Consider the following 23,571-nt stretch of genomic DNA (forward strand, 5'->3'; position numbering starts at 1 on the left):
GTTTGACTGGGGCGGTCGCCTCCCAAAGAGTAACGGAGGCGCGCGAAGGTTGGCTCAGAGCGGTCGGAAATCGCTCGACGAGTGCAATGGCATAAGCCAGCCTGACTGCGAGACCGACAAGTCGAGCAGAGACGAAAGTCGGCCATAGTGATCCGGTGGTCCCGTGTGGAAGGGCCATCGCTCAACGGATAAAAGGTACGCCGGGGATAACAGGCTGATCTCCCCCAAGAGTCCACATCGACGGGGAGGTTTGGCACCTCGATGTCGGCTCATCACATCCTGGGGCTGGAGCAGGTCCCAAGGGTTCGGCTGTTCGCCGATTAAAGTGGTACGTGAGCTGGGTTTAGAACGTCGTGAGACAGTTCGGTCCCTATCTGCCGTGGGTGTCGGAGTGCTGAGAGGCGCTGTCCCTAGTACGAGAGGACCGGGATGGACGCACCTCTGGTGTACCGGTTGTGGCGCCAGCCGCATCGCCGGGTAGCTAAGTGCGGACGGGATAACCGCTGAAAGCATCTAAGCGGGAAACCCCCCTCGAAACAAGCACTCCCCTTAGAGCCGGGATAGACCATCCCGTCGATAGGAGGCGTGTGGAAGCGCGGCAACGCGTGAAGCTAAGCCTTACTAATCGCTCGAACGGCTTGATCCTTCGAGCCAACTCCGGACGCCATGCGCAGCGGCAAGGCCGCAAGCGGCGGGTCCAACAGAAACTGCATCACTTCCGTCCAAGGTCACTTGAACTCATCCTCGACAGCCCGGCGCCCCTGCGCCTGGCCGACCTGGTGGTCATAGCGAGGGGCCCGCACCCGATCCCATCCCGAACTCGGCCGTGAAAACCCTCCGCGCCAATGGTACTGCGTCTCAAGACGTGGGAGAGTAGGTCGCCGCCAGGTCCGCCAGACGCAGGCAATCCCGGGCAACACGATAAGATCCACACGACAAAGGGCGGGAAGCTTCAGGCTTCCCGCCCTTTTTGTCTGGTCATGCATCCTGCGTTCCGCTACCACCACGGCCAAACCGTTCAACATCATGATGGGGGAGGGCGCGTTTGTCGGCGCTGGCTTTCTTTGTGCGCGTAGTCAATCAGCTCAACGAATGGGTCGGGCGGGCGGTGTCATGGCTCACTCTCGGCGTCGTGCTGATCTGCTTCTCGGTGGTCGTGCTTCGCTACGTCTTCAATATCGGATTCATCTGGATGCAGGACATGTATGTCTGGCTCCATGCGGCCGCCTTCACCCTCGGCGCCGGCTACGCTCTCCTTCACGACCACCATGTCCGGGTCGACATCCTCTACCGGCCGGCCACCGAACGCTACAAAGCCTGGTTGAACCTGCTCGGCGTCTTCCTCCTCCTGCTCCCTTTCGTGACGCTCCTGGTCTACTGGGGTTGGGGTTACGTAATCCGTTCCTGGGAGTTGCAGGAGCGCTCGCAGAATGTCGGCGGCATGCCCGGCCTCTTCATCGTCAAGAGTTGCCTGATCGGCTTCGCGGTGCTGGTCGGCTTGCAGGGGCTGTCCATGGCGGCCCGGAGCATCCTGATCCTGACGGGTAACGCGGCGCTGCTGCCGGCGAAGGATCTGCCGCCCGCCGAAAACCTGGAAGGGGCGTGATCCCGTGGAGTCCCTCGACCCTGTCCTGATCGGCGAGATCCTCAGCGTCGCCATGTTCTTCGGCGTCATCGCCATCCTGCTGCTGGGTTTCCCTGTCGCCTTCACCCTGGCCGGAACGTCGCTGATCATCGCGGGCATCGGCTGGCTGCTGGATGCCTTCAATCCGGCGCTGTTCGGCACCCTGGCGTCGCGCTATGTCGGCGCCATGACCAACGAGGTGTTGGTCGCGGTGCCGCTGTTCGTCTTCATGGGCGTGATGCTCGAACGGTCCAGGATCGCCGAGCAACTCCTCGTCACCATGGCGCAGCTGTTCGGCAGCCTGCGCGGAGGGCTCGGACTGTCGGTCATCCTGGTCGGCGCCCTGCTGGCCGCCTCGACCGGCATCGTCGGCGCGACCGTCGTGACCATGGGGCTGCTCAGCCTGCCGGCGATGCTGAGGGCAGGCTACGACCCGAAGTTGGCCTGCGGCATCATCTGCGCGTCCGGCACCCTCGGGCAGATCATTCCCCCCTCGACCGTCCTGATCTTCATGGGCGATATCCTGCAGGGGGCCAATGCCCAGGCGCAGATGGCGCTCGGCAACTTCGCGCCCAATCCGGTCTCGGTCGGCAACCTGTTCGTCGGAGCCTTCATCCCGGGCTTCATCCTGGTCGGCCTCTACATGGCCTGGACCATCTTCCTCGCGGTCGTCCGGCCGAATTCCGCCCCCGCCATGGTGATGTCCTCCGACGACCGGCGCGACCTGCCGAGGAACGTGGCCGTGGCTCTGATCCCGGCGCTGGCATTGATCGTGGCGGTGCTCGGGTCGATCCTGGCCGGCATCGCCACGCCGACGGAATCGGCGTCGGTCGGCGCGGTCGGCGCCATGCTCCTTGCCGCGGCGCGCCGGCAGTTCAGCTACGCGATCCTGTGCCACTGCATGATGGCGACCATGCAGATCACCTCGATGGTGTTCGTCATCCTGTTCGGCGCGTCCATGTTCGCCCTGGTCTTCCGGACGCTGGGGGGAGACGCCCTGCTGGAGGAGTTCCTGACGGCCCTGCCGGGTGGGGCCACCGGCGCGATGCTGTTCGTGATGGGACTGATGTTCGTCCTGGGCTTCATCCTGGACACCTTCGAGATCATCTTCATCGTCATGCCCCTGACGGCGCCGATCCTGCTCCAGATGGGAGTCGATCCGGTCTGGCTCGGCGTGATGGTCGGAATCAACCTCCAGACCAGCTTCCTGACCCCGCCGGTGGGATTCTCGTTGTTCTACCTGCGGAGCGTCGCCCCGCCGTCAGTGGCCACGAGCCAGATCTATCGCGGCGTGATCCCCTTCGTCCTGCTCCAGGTAGTCGGTCTCGCAATGGTCTGGTGGTTCCCGCAGCTCGCCACCTGGCTCCCCGGCATCGTCTTCGACTAGGAAGGTCAGTCATACCGCATTCAGAAGATTCTGACTCTTGAAGAGGCTGGCTAGGGCTGGTGAAAGGTTGCTACCGGGGCTTGCAGGAGCAGGCAGTTTGTGATTCGGTTTCACTGCGGTGATTTACGGAGGAACAGGATGGTGGCTGTTGCGATCCGGCGAGACATTGCGGCGGGCGACTTGCGACGGCAGGTTCGCCTGGAGCGGGACGGTCGGGTTGCCAGTCGGCTCCTGGCGCTGGCGGCGGTGCTCGATGGCGTCAGCCGTGAGCAGGCCGCTCGCCTCGGCGGAATGGATCGGCAGACCCTGCGGGACTGGGTTCACCGCTTCAACGAAGCGGGTGTGGAAGGCCTACGCGACCGTACCCGACCCGGTCGGCCTTGCCTACTGGCCGAGGAGTTGCTCCCGGAGTTGGCAGCCTTGATCGCCGACGGTCCGCAGATTGAGCGCGATGGTGTGGTGGAGTATCGCCTGTCGCATATCCGCGAGCTGTCCCGGCGTCATTTCGGCGCTGACTACAGTCAGGGCGGCATGCACGCTGTGCTGCGTCGGATGGGCTTTTCCTGGCTGAAGCCCCGGCCGATCCACCCCAGGACCGACCTGGCTGCCCAGGAGGCGTTTAAAAAAACTTTGCCCAGACGGTGGCGAGCATCCAGGATCAGCATCCCAACGCCGAGCGGGTGGAGGTCTGGTTCCAGGACGAGGCCAGGGTTGGCCAAAAAGGCTCGCTGACCCATCTGTGGGCACCAACTGGCACGCGGCCGAGGGCGGTGCGTGACCATCGCTTCAAGTCCGCCTACATCTTCGGCGCGGTGTGCCCGGAGCGGGATACCGGTGTGGCCCTGGTGGTTAGCCGAGCCAGCACCGAGGCGATGAACCTCATGCTCACCGAAATCAGCCAGGCAGTCGGCGACACGGCGCACGCCGCCGTGCTGATCGACGGAGCCGGCTGGCACAGCGCAAACGATCTCATGGTGCCGACCAACATCACCCTCGTCCCGTTGCCGCCCTACAGCCCAGAGCTCAATGCCATCGAGCGTCTGTGGCAGGTCATGGGGACACCCTGCTCTCACACCGCCTGTTCACCGATCTCAACCACATCATCGAGGTCTGCTGCACAACCTGGAATGCTCTCCTTAACCAGCCAGGACGGATCCGATCCACATGCGGCTATGCCTGGGCGGCTCCGGTCAAAATTTCCTGAACTTGGTATCAGACCCGGCGCAGGGCCACGATCGGGTCCAGCTTCGAGGCCTGCCACGCCGGATAGAGGCCGAAGATCACGCCGATCGCGCCGGCGCCCAGGAAGGCGCCGAGCGCGGTCAGCGGATCGACCGCCGGCCCGATCTCGGTCAGGGCATCGACCGCCAGGATCCCGCCGAAGCCCAGCAGCACGCCCAGCAACCCGCTGACCAGCGCCAGCGCCGCGGCCTCGATCAGGAACTGGGACAGGATATCGCGCCGGCCGGCGCCGACCGCCAGCCGCAGGCCGATCTCCGCGGTGCGCTCGGTGACGGACACCAGCATGATGTTCATGATGCCGATGCCGGCGATCAGAAGCGACAGCGCCGCGATGCCGATCAGCAGCACGGTCAGCATCCGGGCGGAGGCGGCGCGGGCCTCCGCCACTTCCGACAGGTTCCGGATGTCGAAATCGTCGGGCTCGTCGGGCATGAGGTCGTGCCGTTGCCGCAGCAGTTCGCGCACTTCCGCGGTCGTCGCCTTCAGGCTCGCGGTGTCGCGGGTCTGGACCATCAGCGAGTTGACCGCTCCGGCGAACACCACCGACGGGTTGGCCTTCAACCGCTCGACCTTCTGGAAGCCGCTGGTCCCGGTGCCGTCGAACCGCTTCTTGCCCGTGATGGCGCTCACCGCCTGCACCTTGGGCGCCGGCTTGTTGTTCAGCCGCATCCGCGCCGTCGTCAGGGGAACATAGACGACGTCGTCCTGGTCCCAGCCCTGGGCCGACTGGCCCTTGAGGCCGAGCACGCCGATCACCTGGAACGGCACGTTGCGCAGGCGGATCACTTGGCCGACCGGGTTCTCCCCCGGATCGAACAGCCGCGCCGCCACGGTCTGGCCGAGCAGCGCCACCTTGGCGACCGTGGTGTTGTCCTCCTCCGTGAGGGGTCGCCCGGAAATCACCGGCCAGGAGCGGACATCCAGGTAGGCGGCCGAGATGCCGTGCATGCGCGACCAGGAGTTCCTGTTGCCGTTGATCGACTGGCCGCTGCCCCACCACATGGCGCCGACTTCCCGTACCGACGGGATCTCGGCGCGGATCGCGACGCCGTCGTCCTCCGTCAGCAGCACGTTGGAGTCGCCGCTCAGCCGGACGCCGCCCGGCCCGATCCGCTGCCCGGGCACCACCATGATCAGGTTGGCTCCCAGGTTCTGGATCTGGGCGATCACCTTTTCCTGGGTGGCAGTGCCGATCGCCACCATCAGGATCACCGCGGCGATGCCGACGGCGATGCCGGTCATGGTCAGGATGCTGCGCAGCCGGTGCAGCCAGAGGGCGCGGATCGCTGTCCGCAGCGCCATCATGTTCATGAAGCGCTGTCCTCGGTGACCTGCCCGTCGCGGAACGCGATGCGCCGCGTCGCATGGTCCGCCACCCCGCGGTCGTGGGTGATCAGCACGATGGTGCGTCCTTCGTCGTTGAGCGACCGGAACAGCGCCAGGATCTCCTCCCCCGTCGCCTGGTCCAGCGCTCCGGTCGGCTCGTCGGCCAGGAGGATGCGCGGGTCGTTGACCAGCGACCGGGCGATGGCGACGCGCTGCTGCTGCCCGCCGGACAGCTCGGCCGGCCGATGGTGGGCGCGATCGGCGAGCCCCACGGCGGCGAGATGGCGGAGGGCGCGTTCCCGGCGCTCCCGCTTGCCGACGGCTGCATAGGTCAGCGGCAACTCGACATTCTCCAGCGCGGTATGGGTCGGCAGCAAATGGAAGCTCTGGAAGACGAAGCCCAACTTGCCGTTGCGGATGCGGGCGCGCCGGGCCTCGGACAGGCTGCCGACCTCGTCCCCGTCGAGCCGGTAATGGCCGCCGCTGGGAGTGTCCAGGCAGCCCAGGATGTTCATGAAGGTCGACTTGCCGGACCCGGACGGTCCCATCACCGCGACATACTCGCCGGCTCCGATCGCCAGGCTGACGCCGCGGAGCGCGTGGACGGTCTGGCCGGCCATGCTGTAGCGCTTGGTCAGGTCGACGGTTTCCAGGAGCGGGCTCACGTCCCCGCCCCGGCGCGGCGGCCAACCACGACCTGCTGGCCCTCGCTGAGGTTGCCGCCGGTGATCTGGGTGAAGCCCAGATCGGCGATCCCGGTGGAAACCGGCACGGCGGTGAAGGTGCCGGACTTGTCGAGCACATAGACCTCCCCCCGGTCGGCAGGCCTCGGCGCGCGCGGCCCTCCCGCGGCCGGACGGGGCGGGGGTCCCGCCGGGGCGGGCCGGAACCGGAGCGCCGCCGAGGGTACCCGGAGCGCGTCCTGCTGCTCGGTCACCCTGATGTCGACGGTGGCGGTCATGCCGGGATAGAGCTGGAGGGCGTCGTTGGCCGCGGTGATGATCACCACGTAGGTCACCACGTTCTGGATCACCTGCGGCGCCTTCCGGACCTGCGACACGGTGCCGCCGAACTGCCGGCCGGGAAAGGCGGAGACCGTGAAGCTGACGGACTGGCCGGGCTGGACCGCGCCGATGTCGGTCTCGTCCACGAAGGTCTCGACCTGGAGCCGCCGCAGGTCGCGCGCGATGGTGTAGAGCACCGGCGCCTCCAGGCTGGCGGCGACGGTCTGACCGACATCCACGTTCCGTTCGATCACCACGCCGTCGATCGGAGAGCGGATCGTCGTCCGGTCCAAGTCAACCTGGGCCTGGGCCAGCGCCGCCTCCCGCTGCCGGAGCGTCGCCCTGGCGACCAGGACCTCCGCTTCGGCCTCGCCGACCGAGGCTTCGGCCCCCTGGATCACGGTCGCCTGGGCCAGTTCCTCCGCCTCGGCCGCGGCGAGCGCCGCCCGGGCCTGATCGAGCGCGCTGGCGGCCCGCTCCCGCTCGGCCGTCGCGACGAAATCGGCGCGGCCCGAGGCGAAGGCGCGCTGCCGGTCCCGCCCGGCCTGGTCGGCGACCGACCGCGCGCTCAGCGCCCTGGCTTTCAGGACCTGCTCGGTCGCCCGCGCGTTCTCCGCCTCGGCCCTCGCGCGGGCCAGCTTGGCGGTCGCCGCCGCGATGCCGGAGGCCGCGACGTCCCGTTCGGCCGTCGCTTCCGCGACCTCTGCGGCGAACCCCTCCGGATCGATCTGGGCGACCGTCTGGTCCCTGGAGACGATCGAGTTGAAGTCCGCCGCGAGCGACTGGATGCGGCCCGACACGGCGGACCCGACCTGGACCAACCCCACGGCATTCAGGGTGCCGGTCGCGGAGATGGTCCTGACGATGGTCCCGCGATCCACCGTCGCCAGCTCAACGTCGGGAATGTCGTGACGATCCTCGTCGAGGGCGGCATAGCCGCCGACGCCTCCCGCCAAGACGGCGGCACCGACGGCTATCCACAAGGCGACGACACGTCCCAAGCTCTCTTCCTCCGCCTGATCAGGAGCGCATTATCCCGAAACAACATGGCGTCGGCATGGCGGAGTCAAGCTGGAGCGGCGTTCCGGTCAAGGTGTCGCGCCGGTCGGGGCGTAGGTGATATCTTCCAGGCCCAGGCGGAACCAGCCTTCGGGTCCCAGCGCCTCCAGAGGTTGAAAGCGTGCCTTGTACGCCATCTTGCGGCTGTTTCGGATCCAGTAGCCGAGATAGACGTACGGGATTCCCTCGGACAGCGACTGGGCGACCAGAGACAGGATCATGAAGGTCCCGAGGCTGCGCTTCTCCTGGTCGTCGTCGTAGAAGCTGTAGACCGCCGACAGGCCGTCGCGCAGCCGGTCGGTCAGGATCGCGCCGACCAGCCGGTCGCGCCGGTCGCGGATTTCGAACAGGCAGGTCTCGGCGCGCCCCTCGTCCACCATCGCGCTGTAATCCCCAAGGCTCATCCGCGCCATGTCGCTGTCGCCGTGGCGGGACGACTGGTAGGCATGGAAAAGCCTGAACTGCTCGTGCGTCGCGATGGCCGGAACCTCGGCCAGGGTCAGGTCGGCGTTGGCCTTCAGGATCCTGCGCATGCTGCGGCTGGGCTGGAAGTCCGCGACCGGGATGCGAACCGGCACGCAGGCCGAACAACCCGGGCAGACCGGCCGGTAGACGATGTCGTGGCTGCGCCGGAATCCGGCGCGGGACAGGGTCGAGTTGACTTCCGACGCGTAGGGGGTGCTGAGACGGGTGAACAGCTTCCGTTCGACCCGGCCGGGCAGATAGGGGCACGGCATCGGGCCTGAACGGAAGAACTGCTGCAGCGGCCGCGGAGGCGGCGGAATGACGGACATCGCTCCTGCCCTATTGCTCCGCCATCGCCTCGGCCGGAACCGCGCCGAAGTAGGCTTTGCTGATTTCCGACGTCACGGCGTTAAGATGCAATTGCAACCAGTCCAGATACTCGTGCAGGCCGGTCTTGATCACATCCTCGACCGATCGGGAATGCAGCGCGGCCTGGATCTCGTCGATCCTCTCCATCGCCACGCTGCCCCCCTTCAACATATATCGTGATTTCAGCCTGACCAGCAATCCGTCGATCTGACGGACGCAAGTGGTGACCGACCGGGGGAAGCTCTCGTTGTAGAGCATGAAGCCGGCCACGGCCGCCGGAGTCATGCCGCGCGGATAGACCCGGCGGAAGGCGTGGTAACCCGCCGCCGAGCGGAGCACCGCGTTCCACTGGCTGACGTCCAGGGCGGAGCCGACGTCGTCGGCGAACGGCAGCAGAGTGTGGTACTTGATGTCGAGCAGGCGGGTCGTCTGGTCGGCGCGCTCCAGGTACTTGCCGAGCTGGTAGAAGTACCAGCCCTGGTCCCGGTAGAACGTGCCCTCCGTGATCCCGGTGTGGGCCTGGCACGCCTCCTTCACCATGCTGCACAGCCGGGTCAGGTTGTGCGGCGCTATGTCGGACGGGCCGAGCGCCAGGAGCCGGTTGTAGAACACATTGATCTGCGTCCACATCTCCGTGCTGATCAGCGGCCGCAGTGTGCGGGCGTTCTCCCGCGCGGACCGCACCGCGGACACGATCGAAGTCGGGTTCTGCGTGTCGAGCACGTAGAAATTGACGACGTTCTGGGCCGTCGCGGACTGGTACCGGGTCAGGAAGCGCTTCTCGTCGGCGTTGAGCTGGACGATCGACATCCAGTTCTTGGCGCCGCGGGTATCGCGCGAGAAGGTTTCGTGGACGTCGAGGATGCGGGCGAGATTCTCGGCGCGCTCCATGTAGCGCGCCATCCAGAAAATGCACTCCGCGTAGCGGGCAAGCAGACTACTCAAGGACCCACGTGTCTTTCGACCCGCCCCCCTGCGAGGAGTTGACGATCAGCGTGCCCTTGCGCAGGGCGACGCGAGAGAGGCCGCCGGGAAGCACCCAGGTGCTGCGCCCGGTGATGGCGAACGGCCGGAGGTCGACGTGCCGCGGCTCGATGCCTTCCTCCACCAGGGTGGGGCAGACCGACAAGGGGATCATCGGCTGGCTGATATAGTTGGAGGGGTCCGCCAACAGCTTGGCCCGGCAATCCTCCAACTCCGCCTTGGTGGCGCGCGGCCCGATCGTGATGCCGTAGCCGCCGGCCTCGCCGACCGGCTTGACCACCAGCTCGGACAGCTTGTCCAGGGTCAGCGCCAGCCCGTCCGGCTCGCGGCAGATATTCGTCTCGACGTTGGGGATGATCGCGTCCTGGTCCAGGTAGTACTTGATCATGCGCGGGACGTAGCAATAGACCGCCTTGTCGTCGGCCACGCCGGTGCCGATCGCGTTGGCCAGCGTCACGTTGCCCTTGCGGTAGGCCTCCATGATGCCGGGCACGCCCAGGTGGCTGTCGCGTCGGAAGGCCAGGGGGTCGAGGAAGGCGTCGTCCACCCGGCGGTAGATGGTGTCCACCCGCGCCAGGCCGTTGGTCGTCTTCATGTAGACACGGTCGTCGCGGACCACGAGGTCGCGGCCTTCGACCAGCGGCACGCCCATTTCGCGCGCCAGGAAGATGTGCTCGAAATAGGCCGAGTTGTACGAGCCCGGCGACAGCAGCACGACCTGCGGGTCCTGGATGTCGGCCGGCGCCACCTCGCTCATGGCTTCCAGCAGCTTGACGCCGTAATTGTCCACCGGCCGGATGCCGATGTCGCTGACCAGGTCCGGGAACGCGCGCATCATCATGTGCCGGTTCTCGACCACGTAGGACACGCCGGACGGCACGCGGGCATTGTCCTCCAGCACGCGGAAGATGCCCTGGCCGTCGCGCACCAGATCGACGCCCATGATGTGGACATAGGTGTCGAAGGGCACGTCGATGCCGATCATCTGAGGCCGGAAATTCTGGTTGCCGGTGACCAGGTCGGCCGGAATGATCCCGTCCTTCAGGATCTTCTGGTCATGGTAGATGTCGTGGAGGAACAGGTTGAGCGCGGTGACGCGCTGGATGACGCCGGCTTCCACCGCGGCCCATTCGCGGGCCGAGATCACGCGCGGGATCACGTCGAACGGCAGGATCCGGTCCACGGCGTCCTGATCGGAATAGACCAGGAAGGTGATGCCGAGGTTGTATAGCTCCCGCTCGGCATCCTTTGCCCGTCGCTGGAGGTCCGCGAAATCGAAAGTGGAGAGACGCCCCCGGATCGCCGACGTATGTTCGGCCGGATTTCCCGGTCCGCCAAACAGCTCATCGAAGAATCCACCTGGGTCGTAGTTCGCGAGTAAGTCCGTGGGGACGGTACCGGATGGGTTCACGCTTGTTCCTCGGGGCTTGGACGCACGCAACGGGTGAAAGGCCCGCGGCCGAGCTGTTGTTCCCCAATTATGACCCGATTTTCTTAGTGTTGACCAGAGTTTCTAAACGGATTCTGCGGTGCAGCAAAAGTGCCGCAACCAGCCTTGCGGAATGCTGGGCCGATCAATCGTCAAGTGGGGGAACAAAGCGCGCCGTCGCGCAAGGGGTCGTCGCGAAAGAGGAGCGAATCGAGGGACCCCGGCATCCCCCCGCCGGTCATTGATGCCGGCGGGGGGATGCCGGCGGGGGATACCGGCGAGGGATGCCGAAGGAAGGTCCGGTCCGGCTTACAGGACCGAGTCGACCCACTGGTACAGGGCACCCTTCGGCAGCGCGCCGATCTTGGTGGCGGCGACCTTGCCGTCCTTGAACAGCATCAGCGTCGGAATGCCGCGCACGCCGAACTGGCCGGGGGTCTTGGGGTTCTCGTCGATGTTCAGCTTGGCGACGGTGATCTTCTCGCCATATTCAGTCGCCAGATCCTCCAGGGCGGGAGCGATCATCTTGCAGGGTCCGCACCATTCAGCCCAGAAATCGACCAGAACCGGGCCGGGCGCCTTGAGGACGTCAGACTCGAAGCTGGCGTCGGTAATCTTGGTGGTGCTCATGTTACCTCATCTTCGTCAATGGTGCGGCGGCCATGCATCCGGCAGGGATGGTGGCGGCACCCTCGTCTTCGTTGAAATGTAGGGGTGGCTCATGCCCCGGGTCAAGCTGCGGGGTGTTCCGCATTTCCGCATGTGTGGAATGCCCTGTCGGCGTGACGCTTGTCACTGTGAAAATTTCCCGAACGGGATTTCGTCTTGGGTGGGAGTCCGCCCGGCGGCTGGTTTCCTCCGCCGGCGCGAGGTCAGCGCGAGGCGGTGGCCGGCACCCGGAAGGGCGGCACCGGGGCCGACAGGGAGGTGGAGCCGAACAGCGCGGCCGTGGTGGGCGAGGTCACTATCGAACGGGCCGAAAGGTCACTATTCCGCTTGGGCGCCGGCTTGGCGGCGGGTACGGGGCGAAACGGCACGGCGGGTTTGCCGGGCCTATCGGCGTTCGACGGCTTGGACGCCTTGCCCGGCTCCGGCGCGGGCTGCTGTCCGGCCATGGCGCAATCGGCTTCCTCCTCCGGGGTGCAGTCCAGGGACTCCAGGTCGGCATCGGGTTGGGGCCTGTCGCCGAGATAATGGTGCGGGATGCGCTTGTCCTGCACCACGCCGCGGAGTTTCGTCCACAGTTCGACCGCGCGCAGCGTCAGCCCCAGGCTCTTTCGCTCCAGCGCCTCGTACATGATCGTCTTGACCAGGGATGCCGCCTCGTCCAGGTCGGCCTGATGGCCAGCCCACCGGTCGGCGCTGAGCTGGCCCACGCGGACCCGGATTTCCGGCTGGCTCATCAGGACGGCTCCGCGCTGCTTCGCCCCGTTGGGCGAGTAGCCCGCCCGTCGCGCCGCCTCGGCCCCGCCGACGCCGCAGGCCATGGCCTGGCAGAAGGCTTCCTAGCGGGGAGGCAGGACGATCACGGGCGGGGCGGATGCGGCTTGTGCCGGGGACTGCTGGTCGAGCATGGCTGGGGCGCCTTGGCCGGATGGGAACAATACATGAACTTTAACTCGAGTTCGCGATACATGCAAGGCATGGTGGAAGGTGCGCGTCCCGCGCACCACAGGCGGCGGGACACCGCCCCTCCGCAGCTCAGTAGGTCAATCGCCCGCTTGGCAACTCCAGGCTTCGTCGCTGCCGTGATGGCCGAGAACCTGTGGATGCCGTGCCTGGCGCGGTTCCGGCCGAAGCCGTGGTCGCTGCGGTCGAGCCAGTCCTTCTGAAGGGACCGACGCTCCTCGCAGGCATCGAGACGGGCCTTGTGCCGCCGCTTCAGCTCTTCCGGTTCTCGGGATCCAGGCATACCGCCCGCAGTATCCATCAAGAAGAATGTAGGTCGGGTGCCGCTTCGCTCTACCCGACCTACATGGCGGCCTATCGGTCATGGTGCTGGACAGGCGAGGGTTTGGCCTTCGTATTGCCGTGCTAACCGGGATTGCGTCCAAGGTGCCGCTTGGTTGCATGGGGCAAGCGCAGGCATGATTGAAGTTGTCGTTAGTTTCGTGTGCGATCACGTTCGCCGGAGGGTCGGGGCGTGGCCGTTTGGCAGTCGCCCGGCCGGTGAGCTTTCGCGTGTTCCGGCCGGGACAGCCGGGACGATGCCGTTGGGCCACGGCCTAACCTACGATTGACGGGCCGCATCATCGCCGCTCCGCGGCGGTTCGGCAGGTCGTCGGGAGGCGCGCCGGGACTCAGGGCGCGTGGGCGTCCAGCAGGGCTTCCGACAGTTCCATCAGCCGCGGGCCGTCGGTCCAGAGCAGGACGCAGCGGACGGGGCGGTCGGGATAGATCGCGCTGATCGCCGCGCGGTAGGCCGCCATCTGGCGCAGATAGACCGGCGAGACCTGGGATTCCACCAGCGGGGGCGGGCGGTTGGTCTTGTAGTCGACGATCCAGACTTCCTTGTCCGTCACCAGAAGCCGGTCGATCTGGCCGGACAGGGCGCGGCTGGAGACCAGGCCGACCACCGGCACCTCGGCCCGGCTGCCGGGGCCGAACAGGGGGGCGAAGGTCGGGTCGGACAGGACGGCCAGGGTTTCCGCCGTGATCATCTCCTGTCCCTCGGCCGTCAGGTTGTGGGCCGGGCGGGCGAGGAAGCGGCGGCAGGCGGCTTCGCGCAGGGCGGGGTCGAGGTCGGGCAGGGTCTGGAGCAGGCGGTGGATCAGGGTGCCGCGCAGGAAGCGGGCGCCGTCGTCGCTGCCCAGGGGCGAGCGGACGGCGGGTTCCGCCTCCTCCGGCCGGGAGGGGGTCAGCGGGCGGGACGGCGTCGGCTCCTCCGGGGCGCCGTCGCGCGCCCATTTCGGCAGGGGGGTCGCGTCGAGGGCGAGGTCGTCGTCCCTGTAATCGTCCCTGGCCGGAACGGTCTGGGGGCCACGCAGCCGCCAGCCCTCGCCGGACCAGCCGTCCTGCGGGGAAATCGCTGTGAAGTCAAAAACGCAGGGCTCGCCGATCTCGCGGAGCGCCTGTTCGGCCAGCCGGTACCAGCAGGCGTCGGCCGGGTCGCGCTTGCCCTGCCAGCCGCAGATATACAGCCGGTCCTCGGCCCGGGTCAGGGCGACATAGAGCAGGCGGCGGTATTCCTGGTCGCGCTTCTGGTCGGCGACCGCGCGGGCCTTGGCGCACATGCCGTCCTCCAGCGCCCGGCGGGGGGCGAACAGGGGCACGCCCTCGGCGCTCTCCGGCCACAGGATGCGGGGGCTCTGGTTCGGCACGCCCATGCTGTCGGGCAGGAAGACGATGGGTGCCTGCAAGCCCTTGGAGCCGTGGACCGTCATGATGCGGACGCGGTCGCCGCCCTGTTCGAGCTCGCGCTTGATCTCCGCCTCGCTGGCGTCCAGCCAGTGCAGGAACGCCTGTAGCGAGGGCGGGTGGCTGCGCTCGAACGCCAGGCAGGCGGAAAGGAACTCGTCCAGCGGGTCCTGCGCGTCGGGTCCCAGGCGCTTGAGGATGGCGCGCCGGCCGCTGACCGGGTCGGCCGGGCAGGGCGCGCTGAGCACGCGGGCGAACAGCTCGAACGGCCGGATGAAGTCGGTCTCGTTCTGAAGGGCGCGCAGATAGTCGCGGGCCGGGCGGAACAGCAGGTCGGACTCCGCGCGCTTGCGCAGAGCCTCCCACAGGTGGCCGCGCCGGCCGTGGGCGATGTCGAAAAGCTGCTCCTCCGTCAGGCCGATCAGGGGGCTTTTCAGGACCGTGGCGAGAGTCAGGTCGTCTTCCGGCAGCAGCAGGAAGTTGGCGAGCGCCATCAGGTCCATGATGCTGAGCTGATGGGTCAGCACCATGCGGTCCACGCCGGCGACCGGCACGTCGCGTTCCTTCAAGGCGCGCACCAGCTCCTCGACGAAGCCGGTGCGGCGGCGGACCAGAACCATCATGTCGCCCGGCCGGATCGCCCGGCCACGCGCCGGCAGGTCCTCGCCCCGGGCCAGCCAGTCGCGGATGGTATCGGCGATCACGGCGGCCAGCCGGGCGGGCGGGCTGTCGGTGCGCTGGCGGGTCAGCGGCGGTTCCCACGGGGCGGGAGCCTCCTGCTCGCGCGGAGCCACGGGCGGCCACAGCTCGACCAGGCCGGCATGGCCTCGCCGGAAGGCGACGTGGCGGATCGTGGTCGCCGTCTCGAAGGCCACGCCGTCGCGGGCGGTCTGGAGCGCGAAAACGGCGTCCACGGCGTCCAGCACGGCGGCCGTCGAGCGGAACGAGATTTCCAGGTCGATCTTCTCCCAGCGGCCCTCGGCGATTCGGACCCGGTCCTGGAAATGGGAGCGCATGCGGGTGAACTCGGCCGGGTCGGCGCGCTGGAAGCTGTAGATCGACTGCTTCTCGTCGCCCACGGCGAACAGGGTCCGCGCGCGGTCGGATCCCGCGGCGTTCACGAAGAACTCCTCCGCCAGGGCGGCGACCACCTGCCACTGCTCCGGGTTGGTGTCCTGCGCCTCGTCGATCAGGATGTGGTCGAGGCCGCCGTCCAGCTTGAACAGAACCCACGGCGCCACGCCGGGCCTGGTCAGCAGGTGCTGGGCCGCCAGGATCAGGTCGTCATAGTCGAGCCGCGAGCGGTCCGCCTTGAGCCGGGCGTAGGTCTCGATCAGGGCTTCGGCCAGCACCAGCAGGGCGGCGGTGGAGTTGGCGACTCCCGCAGACCTGACCCGGTCCAGCACCTCGCACAGCCGCTCCGCTTCCGCCAGCAGGGCGGTCAGTGCCGCGGGGTTCGCGGTCGCAGGCTTCTTGGTCAGCAGCGTCTTGCGCGGCGCGCCCTCGGTCGTGAGGAAATGCTTGACGTAATCGCGGAAGCGCTCGACGCGATCCTCCGCGGCGTCCAGCCAGGCCTGGACCGCGATGCCGCGCTCCTGGTCCGTGCCGCTGCCGCCGGAGAGGGCGCGGCAGGCGTCGCGCAGGCTCGGCACGTCGAAGATGTCGTCGCGGCAGGCCCGTTGCAGGATCGCCGCCTCGTCGGCGCCGGGCGGGGCCTTCAGGTAGGCGAAGACCTCGGCGATGGTGGCGTCCAGCCCGCCGTGGCGGTCGATGATGCGGCGGATGCGTCCGCGCTCCATCGCGATGGACTTCAGGATGTCGCCGAAATCGTCCTGCTGGATCTCGTTCGTCAGGCGGGCCAGCGCCTTGCCCAACGCGCTGTCCGGCTCGAAGCGGGAGCGGGCCAGGACGGTGTCGCGCGCGGCGGCCAGCATCTCGTCGGCGGTGCGCTCGTCCATCACGTCGAACTGGGGCGCCAGGTCGGCTTCCAGGGGGAAGCGTCGCAGCAGCGACTGGCAGAAGGCGTGGATCGTCTGGATCTTCATGCCGCCGGGGCAGTCCACCACCTGGGCGAACAGCCGGCGGGCGCGGGTGCGCATGTCGGCGTCGGGCCGGGCGCCGGTCAGGTCGGCCAGCCGGTCCTCCAGCCGTGCGTCGGGCAAGGTCGCCCACTGGGCCAGCGTGTTGTTGATGCGGATCGACATTTCCGCGGCGGCGGCCTTGGTGAAGGTCAGGCACAGGATGCGGGCCGGCTGGGTGCCGGCCAGCATCAGCCGCAGCACGCGGTCGGTCAGCACCTTGGTCTTGCCGGTGCCGGCGGAGGCGCCGACCCAGACCGAGCATTCCGGATCGGACGCCCGGCGCTGCTTGACGTTGGGGTCCATCGGGCGGGAGGGGAGCTCGACGACGTTCATGGGCTGGTGCTCATGCCGGGGGCTTCCGGGTCGGGAACCGTGACCGTAGGTCGGGTCGAGCGCAGCGGCACCCGACGAAGCCGGCGCGTCGATGTCTGCTGCCGCTGCGCTCTAGCCGACCTGCAAAATTCGTGGTTACGGCAAAACTCGTGGTTACGGTCTGAGTCGGTTGCCATCGGTGTCACTCCACGGGTTCGCCGCCGCCGGCGGACCATTCCTGGACGCGGGCCAGATGGCCGTAGTCGGTGTAGCGGGGCGCCCAGTCCGGCCGGGGACGCGACCGGTACGGGGTCGCCGGATCGTCGAAGGTGCGGATCAGGTCGATCAGGCCGGCGCGGGCCTGCCCGGCCAGCAAGGCGAGGTCGCCCTTGACGGGGATCTCGGCCCCGGCCGGGTCGCCGCCGGACAGCTTCCAGAACGAGAGGTCGCCGACCGGGGCGGCGTCCACCGTCTCGAACCCGCCCGCAGCCGCCATGACGGCTTCCAGCGGCAACTGCGGCGCGAAGCCCAGGGCGACCTCCAGGTTGGAAGGGGGCGTGCCGGTCTTGTAGTCGATGATCGCGAGGCCGCCGTCGGGCAGCTTGTCGATGCGGTCGGCCTTGGCGCGCAAGGTGAAGGGTCCGGCCGGGCCTTCCAGCTCCAGCTTGCCCTTGATCTCCGTCGCCAGGGGGCGGACCGTGCGGCGGCGTTCCGTCTCGAACTGGACGAACCAGGCGGCGACCCGCTCGAACCGCGGCCACCAGAAGGCCCAGACCTCCGGCTGGCTCAGCAGCTTGCCGAAGGCGTCGCGGCCGATCTCGGTCAGCTTCTCCACGGCGGCGCCGGGCAGGGCGTCGGGATAGGCCTTGGTGAAGGCATCCAGCGCCTGGTGGATGAACTGGCCGCGCTCCGCGGCACCCGGATCGGCGGCGATCGGCTCCAGCGCCTCCAGCTTCAGGATGCGGCGGGCGTAGATCGCGTAGGGATCGCGCATCCAGGTCTCGATCTCGGTGACCGACAGGCTGCGCGGGCGGGCGGAGAGCGGCGGGCGCGGCTCGGGCGCCGGGACCGGGCGGATGGAGTCGGGCCGGTCGAGCTGGTCGACCCAGGACAGCCACTGCTCCGTCTCCATGTCGACGATGCCGTGCAGGTCGAGGCCGCGCAGCACGGTGTCGAGCCGCAGCAGCCAGCGCGACGGCACGGTCGGCGTGCCGTCCACCCGTTCGGCGCGGGACAGGACGACGCGGGCGCCGCCGGACGCCTGCACGAAATCATGGGCGGCGACGCCGACCTGGCGCTCGGGCACGGGCAGGCCGAACGCCTTGCGCATCGGCCGCGACAGCCACGGGTCGGAGGCGGCGTCGGGCGGCCAGGTGCCCTCGTTGAGGCCGCCGAGGATCATCACGTCGGCATGCTGCAACCGGGCTTCGAGCAGTCCCAGGATGCTGAGGCGCGGGTGCCGGCCGTAGCGCGGGCGGACCACGTGGGCCGCCATCAGGGCTTCCAGGAAGGCCGGGTACTGGGAGGCCGCGATCGACGGGAAGTCCCCGGCCGCCTGGCGCAGTTCGTTGACGAAGCCGGCGGCCGCCTCGCCGTCCTCGTGCCGCCACAGCCGCTCGGGGCCGGACAGGTCGTCGCTGGCGGCCAAGCGCTCGGCGAAAGCCACGTGAAGGGTCAGCCACTCGGCCGGGGGCTGCGGGTCGGGCGCTTCCATGGCGTCGAAGAAGGGGGCGGCCATGGCGTGCAGGTGCTCGACATACTGGACCAACTCGTGCCTTGTGTCGCCGCCGCGGTCGAAGCGGTTGTTCTCGGCCTCGTCCAGGGCGGCGAGAAGTCCGCGGAACCCGGGCGCCGGTCGGGGACCGCGCAGGACGGCGCGTTCCAGGTCGCGGGCCTGGGTGCGGAACCACAGCGGGTTGAGGCCGCCGCCCGCCAGCGGGTGCTTGAGCACGGCCAGCAGCGGCAGCGGGTCGGCCCGCTCCACGGCGCAGGCGGCGGTCAGGCGCAGGTAGGTGCCGACGGCGGTGTCGGCCAGCGGCCGGCCGCCGGAATCGTCCACCGCGATGTTCCAGCGCTCCAGCGCGGTGGCGACCCGGCGGGCGAGGTTGCGGTCGGGAGTCACCAGGGCGGCGGTGCGATCCGGGACCTCCAGCGTCTGGCGCATCATCAGGGCGATGACGGCGGCTTCCTCCTGGGAGGTCGGGCAATCGATCCGGGTGATGCCCTCCAGGGCGCCCTCGTCGATGCCGTCGAGCGCCCGCCAGGCTTCCGTCGTCGCGGCGGGCCGCATCGTCTCGCTGAGCAGGCGGGTGCGCGCCGGGTTGACGGCGGTCAGCGGGCAGTCCCAGGGCTCGACGCGGTCGCGCGGCAGGTCGAGCCTGCGGAGCAGGCTGGCGATGCCGTGCTGGGGGTGGCCGTCGTCGGAGGCCGCCGCCTCCCAGCTCGTCCCGTCCATGTCGGTGTCGAGGCCGGGGAGGACCACGCAGCCGTTCGGCATGGTCGCCACGACGGCCAGAAGCTCGGCGGTCGCGGGGATGGTGCCGGTCGAGCCGGCGGCGATCACCGGGCCGGCCGGCGGGTTGGCCCGCCATGCCTCGGCCTGGGCCTTGAGGACGAGGTTGCGCCGCTCGGCGGCGTCGATGGCGCCTTCCAGCTCCAGGATGGTCGGCCAGACATGGGTCAGGATCTTCAGGAATTCCAGCGTGACCTGCCAGTGCTGGGCGTACTCCTCCGGCACCAGCCCTTCGAGGCGGTCGAACGGCACGCCCTCGGTCTGCACCTGGTCGAGCAGCCGCGCGAGGTCGGCGGCGAGCCGGGCCGCCTGGTCGGCGGTGATGGTCTTGCCGTCCTTGGCGAGGATGGCGCGGGCCAGCAGCAACTGGCGGCGCAGGCTGGTGAGGGCGGGCGGCAGGTCGAGCGCGCCGGCGAGGCCGGGGATCTCCTCGATCGCGAGGCTCAGCTCGTCGGCGTCGATGTCGCCGAGCGGGCTCATGCGCGGCAGGAGCTGGGGGGCGCCGCCGGAGAGGCGGAGGAAGGCTTCGCGCAGGGTCCGGCAGGCGCGCCGGGTCGGCAGCAGCACGGTATAGCCGGCGAGGGCCAGCGGACCGCCGCCTGACTCCACGCGGGCGAGGATGCCGGTCGCCAGGGCATCGACGAACGGCACGCCCGAGGGGATGGTGAAGACTTGCGCCATGGGTCCGGGGCCTGTGGGTTCCTGGTGCGTCGGATGGATCGCCTAGTGGTCCTGCACAGTGATTTTGATGACGTTCGGCGGAGCGGAGTGCCGTAGGTCGGCCTTCGCCCGTCAGGGCGAACGCCGACACCCTGCGTCAAGGCTCCGGCCACGCTGTCGGCGTCGGCCTTCGGCCGAGGCCGACCTACGATAAACCAATCAAAACCACTGTGCCGAGCCACTAGCCGGGAAACCCTACTATAGGTGGGGAGCGGAACGCAAATTTTTCCTAGATATGGTGCCTTCAGGATTCACTGTGGGCCGGCCGGACTTCCAGGCGCTCGTCCACCTCGGCGATGCTTTCCGGGGTCCCGACGTGGAACCACAGGCCGTCGTGGCGCATCCCGTAGAGCCGTTCGCTTTCGAGCAGCCTGTCCCAGACCAGGTTGGTCGAGAAGGCGCCCGAGGGCACGTCGGCGAACAGCTCCGGCTTGAGGATCTGGACGCCGGCGAAGACGAAGGGCGCGATCTCGCCGCTGCGGCGGCGGGTCAGGCGGCCCAGCGGGTCCATGTGGAAGTCGCCCTTGCCGTCATAGCCGACGGCGGCCACGGCGGGGTGTAGCAGCAGCAGGGCATCCATGATCCCGGGATTCCAGGCCCTGGTCAGGCGGTCGATCGCGGGGGTCGGGCCGTCGAGCCACAGGATATCGGCGTTGACCGACAGGAACGGGGCGGCGCCGAGCAGCGGCAGCGCCTGCCGGATGCCGCCGCCGGTCTCCAGCAGGTCCGCCTCGGGCGACAGGACGATGCGGGGGGAGGCGCGATTCGCGAGGTGGTCCGCGATCATCTCTCCCTTGTAGTGGGTGTTCACGACCGCCGTGCCGATGCCGGCGGCGGCGATGCGGTTGAGCGCGTGGTCGAGCAGTGGCTTCCCCGCCACGGAGATCAGCGGCTTGGGCCGTTCCAGCGTCAGCGGCCGCATGCGCAGGCCGAGCCCGGCGGCCAGCACCATGGCGTGGGTCAGGGTCGTCATTATCCGTGTGCTTTCGAAATGTCGGTGGGCAGGTTGAAAAGAGTGGCGCGGGCACGGTCCGGCAGGGTGCGGTCGAACCAGTCGCGCACATGTGCCAAGGCTGGATGCTGCAGCTTGGCTTCCAGCAGGCGCCAGACGCGGGGCAGGTGGCGCAGGTATTCGGGACGGCCGTCGCGGAGATGCAGCCGCGCGAAGACCGCCACGATCCGGGTGTGCCGGACGGCGCCCAGCACGGCGCAGGAGCGCCGGAAGGCGGCCCGGTCGAGGTCGGGGAAGGCGTCCAGGTAATGGTCGAGCATGGCGGCCGCCAGGTCGGCCGGAACGTCGCGCCGGGCGTCCTCCAGCAGCGACACGAGGTCGTAGCCGATCGGCCCGAGGCCGGCGTTCTGGAAGTCCAGCAGCCCGCAGGCGGATGCGCCCGGACGGCCGTCGAGCCGCATCAGGTTGTCCACATGGTAGTCGCGGTGCATCAGCGACGTGCCGAGGCCGACCGCCTCGGGAACCACCGACCACCAGGCCCGCTCCAGATCGGCGCGTTCCTCCGCCGTGGCGTCGCGGCCGAGGGCAGCCGGGACATAGACATCGGCCAGCAGCATCACTTGCTCGATGAACAGGGCGGCGTCGTAGCGGGGCAGGGCCGGGGAGAGCGCCCGGGCGGGGTCGAAGCGCCGATGCAGGGCGATCAGGGCGTCCACCGCCAGGCGGTAAAGGTCCGCGGGATCGGCGCCCCGGTCCATCAGGCGGGTGAAGGTCGAGTCGCCGAAGTCCTCGATCAGCAGCAGGCCGGCGCCGGGCCGTTCGGCGACGATCCCGGGCGCCGAGAGGCCGAGGCCGCGCAGAAGGCGGGCGATCGCGACGAAGGGGATCACGTCCTCCGCCGGGTTGGGCGAGTCCATCAGCAGGATGCTCTCCGTCCCGCGGTGGAGACGGACATAACGGCGGGCCGAGGCATCGCCCGCCAGGGGCGTGCGGCCGGCATCGCCCCAGCCGTGGTCGGCCAGGAAGCCGGCGATGGTATCGTCGCGCGTGGTCACGGCTGCTCCAGGCTCCCCAGGCGGCCGGCCCATCCGCCGTGGCCGGTCAGGGTGGCGCGGCGCGCGGTCGCTTCCGGGCCGAAGGACAGGGCGATGTCCAGCCGCTCCGGCGGCAGGAGGGAACCCAGGCGGTCAGGCCACTCGACCAGGGCGATGCCGTCGGCCCGGACCTCGTCCCAGCCCAGCTCGATCACCTCGTCGGGACCGCTCAGCCGGTAGAGGTCGAAGTGCCAGACCGGAGCCGCGGGCGTGTCGTAGGTCTGGACCAGGGTGAAGGTCGGGCTCGGCACCTCGTCGTCCGGGTCTCCCAGGGCCTGGATCAGCGCGCGCGCGAAGGCGGTCTTGCCGGCGCCCAGGTCGCCGCGCAGCGCCACCATGTCGCCGGCGCGGAGCAGGGATCCGACACGGCGCGCGAGGTCCGCGGTGGCGGCTTCGTCCTTGAGGTCGATGACGAGGGTTTGCTGGCGCGGTGCGGTCATGGCCGTGAGCTTGCTTCCTTCGCCCCGTGCCTGTCCAGAAGCCGGGGTTCCGGAAGGCGGGGGTTTGATCGTACCGGGAAATCCGCTAATGAGGGGCTGGCAGTGCAAAACTCTTCCTAGCTTTTCCGGAGTCCCCATGTCGAGCCCCGAGCAGCATACCGATGTCGCCATCATTGGTGCCGGTCCCGTTGGTCTGTTCGCCATCTTCGAATGCGGCATGCTTCGCATGAAATGCCACGTGATCGACGCCCTCGACATGGTCGGCGGGCAGTGCGCCGCACTGTACCCGGAGAAGCCCATATACGACATTCCTGGTTACCCTTCCATTGACGCCGCCGACCTGATCGACCGGCTGAGCGAACAATGCGCGTCCTTCGACCCGGTCTTCCACCTGGGCCAGCAGGTCACCGGACTGACGCCGGCGGAGGGCGGAAGGTGGCTGGTGGAGACCTCGACCGGCACGCGGATCAACGCCCGCGCCGTGATCGTCGCGGCGGGCGTCGGCGCCTTCGGCCCGAACCGGCCGCCGCTGGACGGGCTGGAACAGTTCGAGGGCAAGTCGATCCATTACCTGGTGCGGCGTCGCATGGACTATGCCGGCAAGCGGGTGGTGATCGCGGGCGGCGGCGACTCCGCCGTGGACTGGGCGATCAGCCTGGCCGAGGTCGCGGAAAAGATCATGGTGGTGCATCGCCGGCCCAAGTTCCGCGCCGCCCCGGAAAGCGTCGCCCGGATGGATCAGCTGACCCGCGAAGGCCGGATCGAGATGGTGGTCCCCTACCAGCTCTCCGGCCTAGAGGGGAATGAGGGCCAGCTGACCGGCGTGCGGGTCGCGACGCTGGACGGCGAGGAGAAGGTGCTGGACGCCGACGTGCTGCTGCCGTTCTTCGGCCTCGCCATGAACCTGGGGCCGATCGCCGAGTGGGGGTTGGACCTGGACAAGCACCATATCCGGATCGATCAGGCGACCTGCGCCACCAGCGCGCCGGGCATCTTCGCGATCGGCGACATCGCGACGTATCCGGGCAAGCTGAAGCTGATCCTGACCGGGTTCGCGGAAGCCGCGTCGGCGGCCCATTCGGCCTTCCCGCTGGTCCATCCGGGCGAAGTGCTGCACTTCGAGTATTCGACCACCAAGGGGGTGCCCGGGGCGGGCTGATGGGCGAGGGGACGAAACCCTTGGCTGTTTAAGCTGTTGTCCTACCACGCAATGG

General features: G+C 68.5%; 16 protein-coding genes, 2 rRNA genes and 1 pseudogene (1 of these 19 running past the window's edge). 6 read left to right on the forward strand and 13 right to left on the reverse strand.

Translation table 11 applies throughout. The features are described 5' to 3' along the window. The 5 genes and pseudogenes from DPR14_RS07540 to DPR14_RS07560 form a co-directional block, all read left to right on the forward strand. Positions 1-646, forward strand: a 23S ribosomal RNA gene (locus tag DPR14_RS07540) (it extends 2,104 nt beyond the left edge of the window). Positions 647-775: 129 nt separating this feature from the next. After that, positions 776-890: ribosomal RNA gene (gene rrf, locus DPR14_RS07545) — 5S ribosomal RNA — on the forward strand. 176 nt (positions 891-1,066) lie between these two features. Beyond that, the gene (locus DPR14_RS07550; protein WP_246148978.1) at positions 1,067-1,606 is read left to right on the forward strand and encodes a TRAP transporter small permease subunit; all 540 of its coding nucleotides are present in this window, start codon (positions 1,067-1,069) and stop codon (positions 1,604-1,606) included. A gap of 52 nt (positions 1,607-1,658) precedes the next feature. Next, complete coding sequence (locus tag DPR14_RS07555; RefSeq protein ID WP_158048033.1) at positions 1,659-3,011, forward strand: TRAP transporter large permease; 1,353 nt, start codon at positions 1,659-1,661, stop codon at positions 3,009-3,011. 138 nt (positions 3,012-3,149) lie between these two features. After that, positions 3,150-4,215, forward strand: a pseudogene (locus DPR14_RS07560) (IS630 family transposase). A gap of 8 nt (positions 4,216-4,223) precedes the next feature. On the opposite strand, the gene DPR14_RS07565 reads toward DPR14_RS07560, so the two are convergent. The 13 genes from DPR14_RS07565 to tsaE form a co-directional block, all read right to left on the reverse strand. Further along, positions 4,224-5,564 carry an ABC transporter permease gene (locus DPR14_RS07565; protein ID WP_158044601.1) on the reverse strand — a complete coding sequence of 447 codons (1,341 nt, stop codon included), beginning with the start codon at positions 5,562-5,564 and terminating at the stop codon, positions 4,224-4,226. Next, positions 5,561-6,244 (reverse strand): ABC transporter ATP-binding protein, encoded by a 684-nt coding sequence (locus tag DPR14_RS07570; protein ID WP_281352697.1) that lies wholly within the window; start codon positions 6,242-6,244, stop codon positions 5,561-5,563. Before DPR14_RS07570 ends, DPR14_RS07565 begins: the two co-directional genes overlap by 4 nt. Beyond that, positions 6,241-7,584 (reverse strand): efflux RND transporter periplasmic adaptor subunit, encoded by a 1,344-nt coding sequence (locus DPR14_RS07575; protein ID WP_158044602.1) that lies wholly within the window; start codon positions 7,582-7,584, stop codon positions 6,241-6,243. The genes DPR14_RS07570 and DPR14_RS07575 overlap by 4 nt, the downstream gene beginning before the upstream one ends. 87 nt (positions 7,585-7,671) lie before the next feature. Further along, on the reverse strand, positions 7,672-8,436 hold the full coding sequence (locus DPR14_RS07580) for an arginyltransferase (RefSeq protein WP_158044603.1): 765 nt from the start codon (positions 8,434-8,436) through the stop codon (positions 7,672-7,674). A gap of 10 nt (positions 8,437-8,446) precedes the next feature. Continuing rightward, positions 8,447-9,421 carry an alpha-E domain-containing protein gene (locus DPR14_RS07585; protein ID WP_158044604.1) on the reverse strand — a complete coding sequence of 325 codons (975 nt, stop codon included), beginning with the start codon at positions 9,419-9,421 and terminating at the stop codon, positions 8,447-8,449. Further along, positions 9,414-10,871 (reverse strand): circularly permuted type 2 ATP-grasp protein, encoded by a 1,458-nt coding sequence (locus tag DPR14_RS07590; RefSeq protein ID WP_158044605.1) that lies wholly within the window; start codon positions 10,869-10,871, stop codon positions 9,414-9,416. Before DPR14_RS07590 ends, DPR14_RS07585 begins: the two co-directional genes overlap by 8 nt. A gap of 327 nt (positions 10,872-11,198) precedes the next feature. Continuing rightward, complete coding sequence (trxA, locus tag DPR14_RS07595) at positions 11,199-11,519, reverse strand: thioredoxin TrxA (RefSeq protein WP_158044606.1); 321 nt, start codon at positions 11,517-11,519, stop codon at positions 11,199-11,201. 242 nt (positions 11,520-11,761) lie between these two features. Further along, positions 11,762-12,376 carry a terminase small subunit gene (locus DPR14_RS07600; protein ID WP_158044607.1) on the reverse strand — a complete coding sequence of 205 codons (615 nt, stop codon included), beginning with the start codon at positions 12,374-12,376 and terminating at the stop codon, positions 11,762-11,764. Positions 12,377-13,189: 813 nt separating this feature from the next. Continuing rightward, complete coding sequence (gene addA / locus DPR14_RS07605; RefSeq protein ID WP_158044608.1) at positions 13,190-16,660, reverse strand: double-strand break repair helicase AddA; 3,471 nt, start codon at positions 16,658-16,660, stop codon at positions 13,190-13,192. A 181-nt stretch (positions 16,661-16,841) separates the two neighbouring features. Beyond that, a complete protein-coding gene (addB, locus tag DPR14_RS07610) occupies positions 16,842-19,832 on the reverse strand; it encodes a double-strand break repair protein AddB (RefSeq protein ID WP_158044609.1) in 2,991 nt (996 codons plus the stop codon). Between the two features lie 283 nt (positions 19,833-20,115). Further along, positions 20,116-20,844 (reverse strand): nucleotidyltransferase family protein, encoded by a 729-nt coding sequence (locus DPR14_RS07615; RefSeq protein ID WP_158044610.1) that lies wholly within the window; start codon positions 20,842-20,844, stop codon positions 20,116-20,118. Beyond that, positions 20,844-21,878 (reverse strand): aminoglycoside phosphotransferase family protein, encoded by a 1,035-nt coding sequence (locus DPR14_RS07620; protein WP_246148981.1) that lies wholly within the window; start codon positions 21,876-21,878, stop codon positions 20,844-20,846. The genes DPR14_RS07615 and DPR14_RS07620 overlap by 1 nt, the downstream gene beginning before the upstream one ends. Beyond that, complete coding sequence (gene tsaE / locus DPR14_RS07625) at positions 21,875-22,357, reverse strand: tRNA (adenosine(37)-N6)-threonylcarbamoyltransferase complex ATPase subunit type 1 TsaE (protein WP_158044612.1); 483 nt, start codon at positions 22,355-22,357, stop codon at positions 21,875-21,877. The genes DPR14_RS07620 and tsaE overlap by 4 nt, the downstream gene beginning before the upstream one ends. 136 nt (positions 22,358-22,493) lie before the next feature. Here tsaE and DPR14_RS07630 point away from each other — a divergent pair, with 136 nt between their 5' ends. After that, the gene (locus DPR14_RS07630; RefSeq protein WP_158044613.1) at positions 22,494-23,516 is read left to right on the forward strand and encodes an NAD(P)/FAD-dependent oxidoreductase; all 1,023 of its coding nucleotides are present in this window, start codon (positions 22,494-22,496) and stop codon (positions 23,514-23,516) included. Positions 23,517-23,571: the final 55 nt, after the last annotated feature.

The organism is Skermanella pratensis (assembly GCF_008843145.1).
GTDB lineage: Bacteria > Pseudomonadota > Alphaproteobacteria > Azospirillales > Azospirillaceae > Skermanella > Skermanella pratensis.

Excerpts from the sequence above, each read along its gene's own strand:
- DPR14_RS07555 (WP_158048033.1), top strand. The coding sequence starts at position 1,659 with ATGTTCTTCGGCGTCATCGCCATCCTGCTGCTGGGTTTCCCTGTCGCC.
- DPR14_RS07565 (WP_158044601.1), bottom strand. The coding sequence starts at position 5,564 with ATGAACATGATGGCGCTGCGGACAGCGATCCGCGCCCTCTGGCTGCAC.
- DPR14_RS07580 (WP_158044603.1), bottom strand. The coding sequence starts at position 8,436 with ATGTCCGTCATTCCGCCGCCTCCGCGGCCGCTGCAGCAGTTCTTCCGT.
- trxA (WP_158044606.1), bottom strand. The coding sequence starts at position 11,519 with ATGAGCACCACCAAGATTACCGACGCCAGCTTCGAGTCTGACGTCCTC.
- DPR14_RS07600 (WP_158044607.1), bottom strand. The coding sequence starts at position 12,376 with ATGGCCTGCGGCGTCGGCGGGGCCGAGGCGGCGCGACGGGCGGGCTAC.
- addA (WP_158044608.1), bottom strand. The coding sequence starts at position 16,660 with ATGAACGTCGTCGAGCTCCCCTCCCGCCCGATGGACCCCAACGTCAAG.
- addB (WP_158044609.1), bottom strand. The coding sequence starts at position 19,832 with ATGGCGCAAGTCTTCACCATCCCCTCGGGCGTGCCGTTCGTCGATGCC.
- DPR14_RS07615 (WP_158044610.1), bottom strand. The coding sequence starts at position 20,844 with ATGACGACCCTGACCCACGCCATGGTGCTGGCCGCCGGGCTCGGCCTG.
- tsaE (WP_158044612.1), bottom strand. The coding sequence starts at position 22,357 with ATGACCGCACCGCGCCAGCAAACCCTCGTCATCGACCTCAAGGACGAA.
- DPR14_RS07630 (WP_158044613.1), top strand. The coding sequence starts at position 22,494 with ATGTCGAGCCCCGAGCAGCATACCGATGTCGCCATCATTGGTGCCGGT.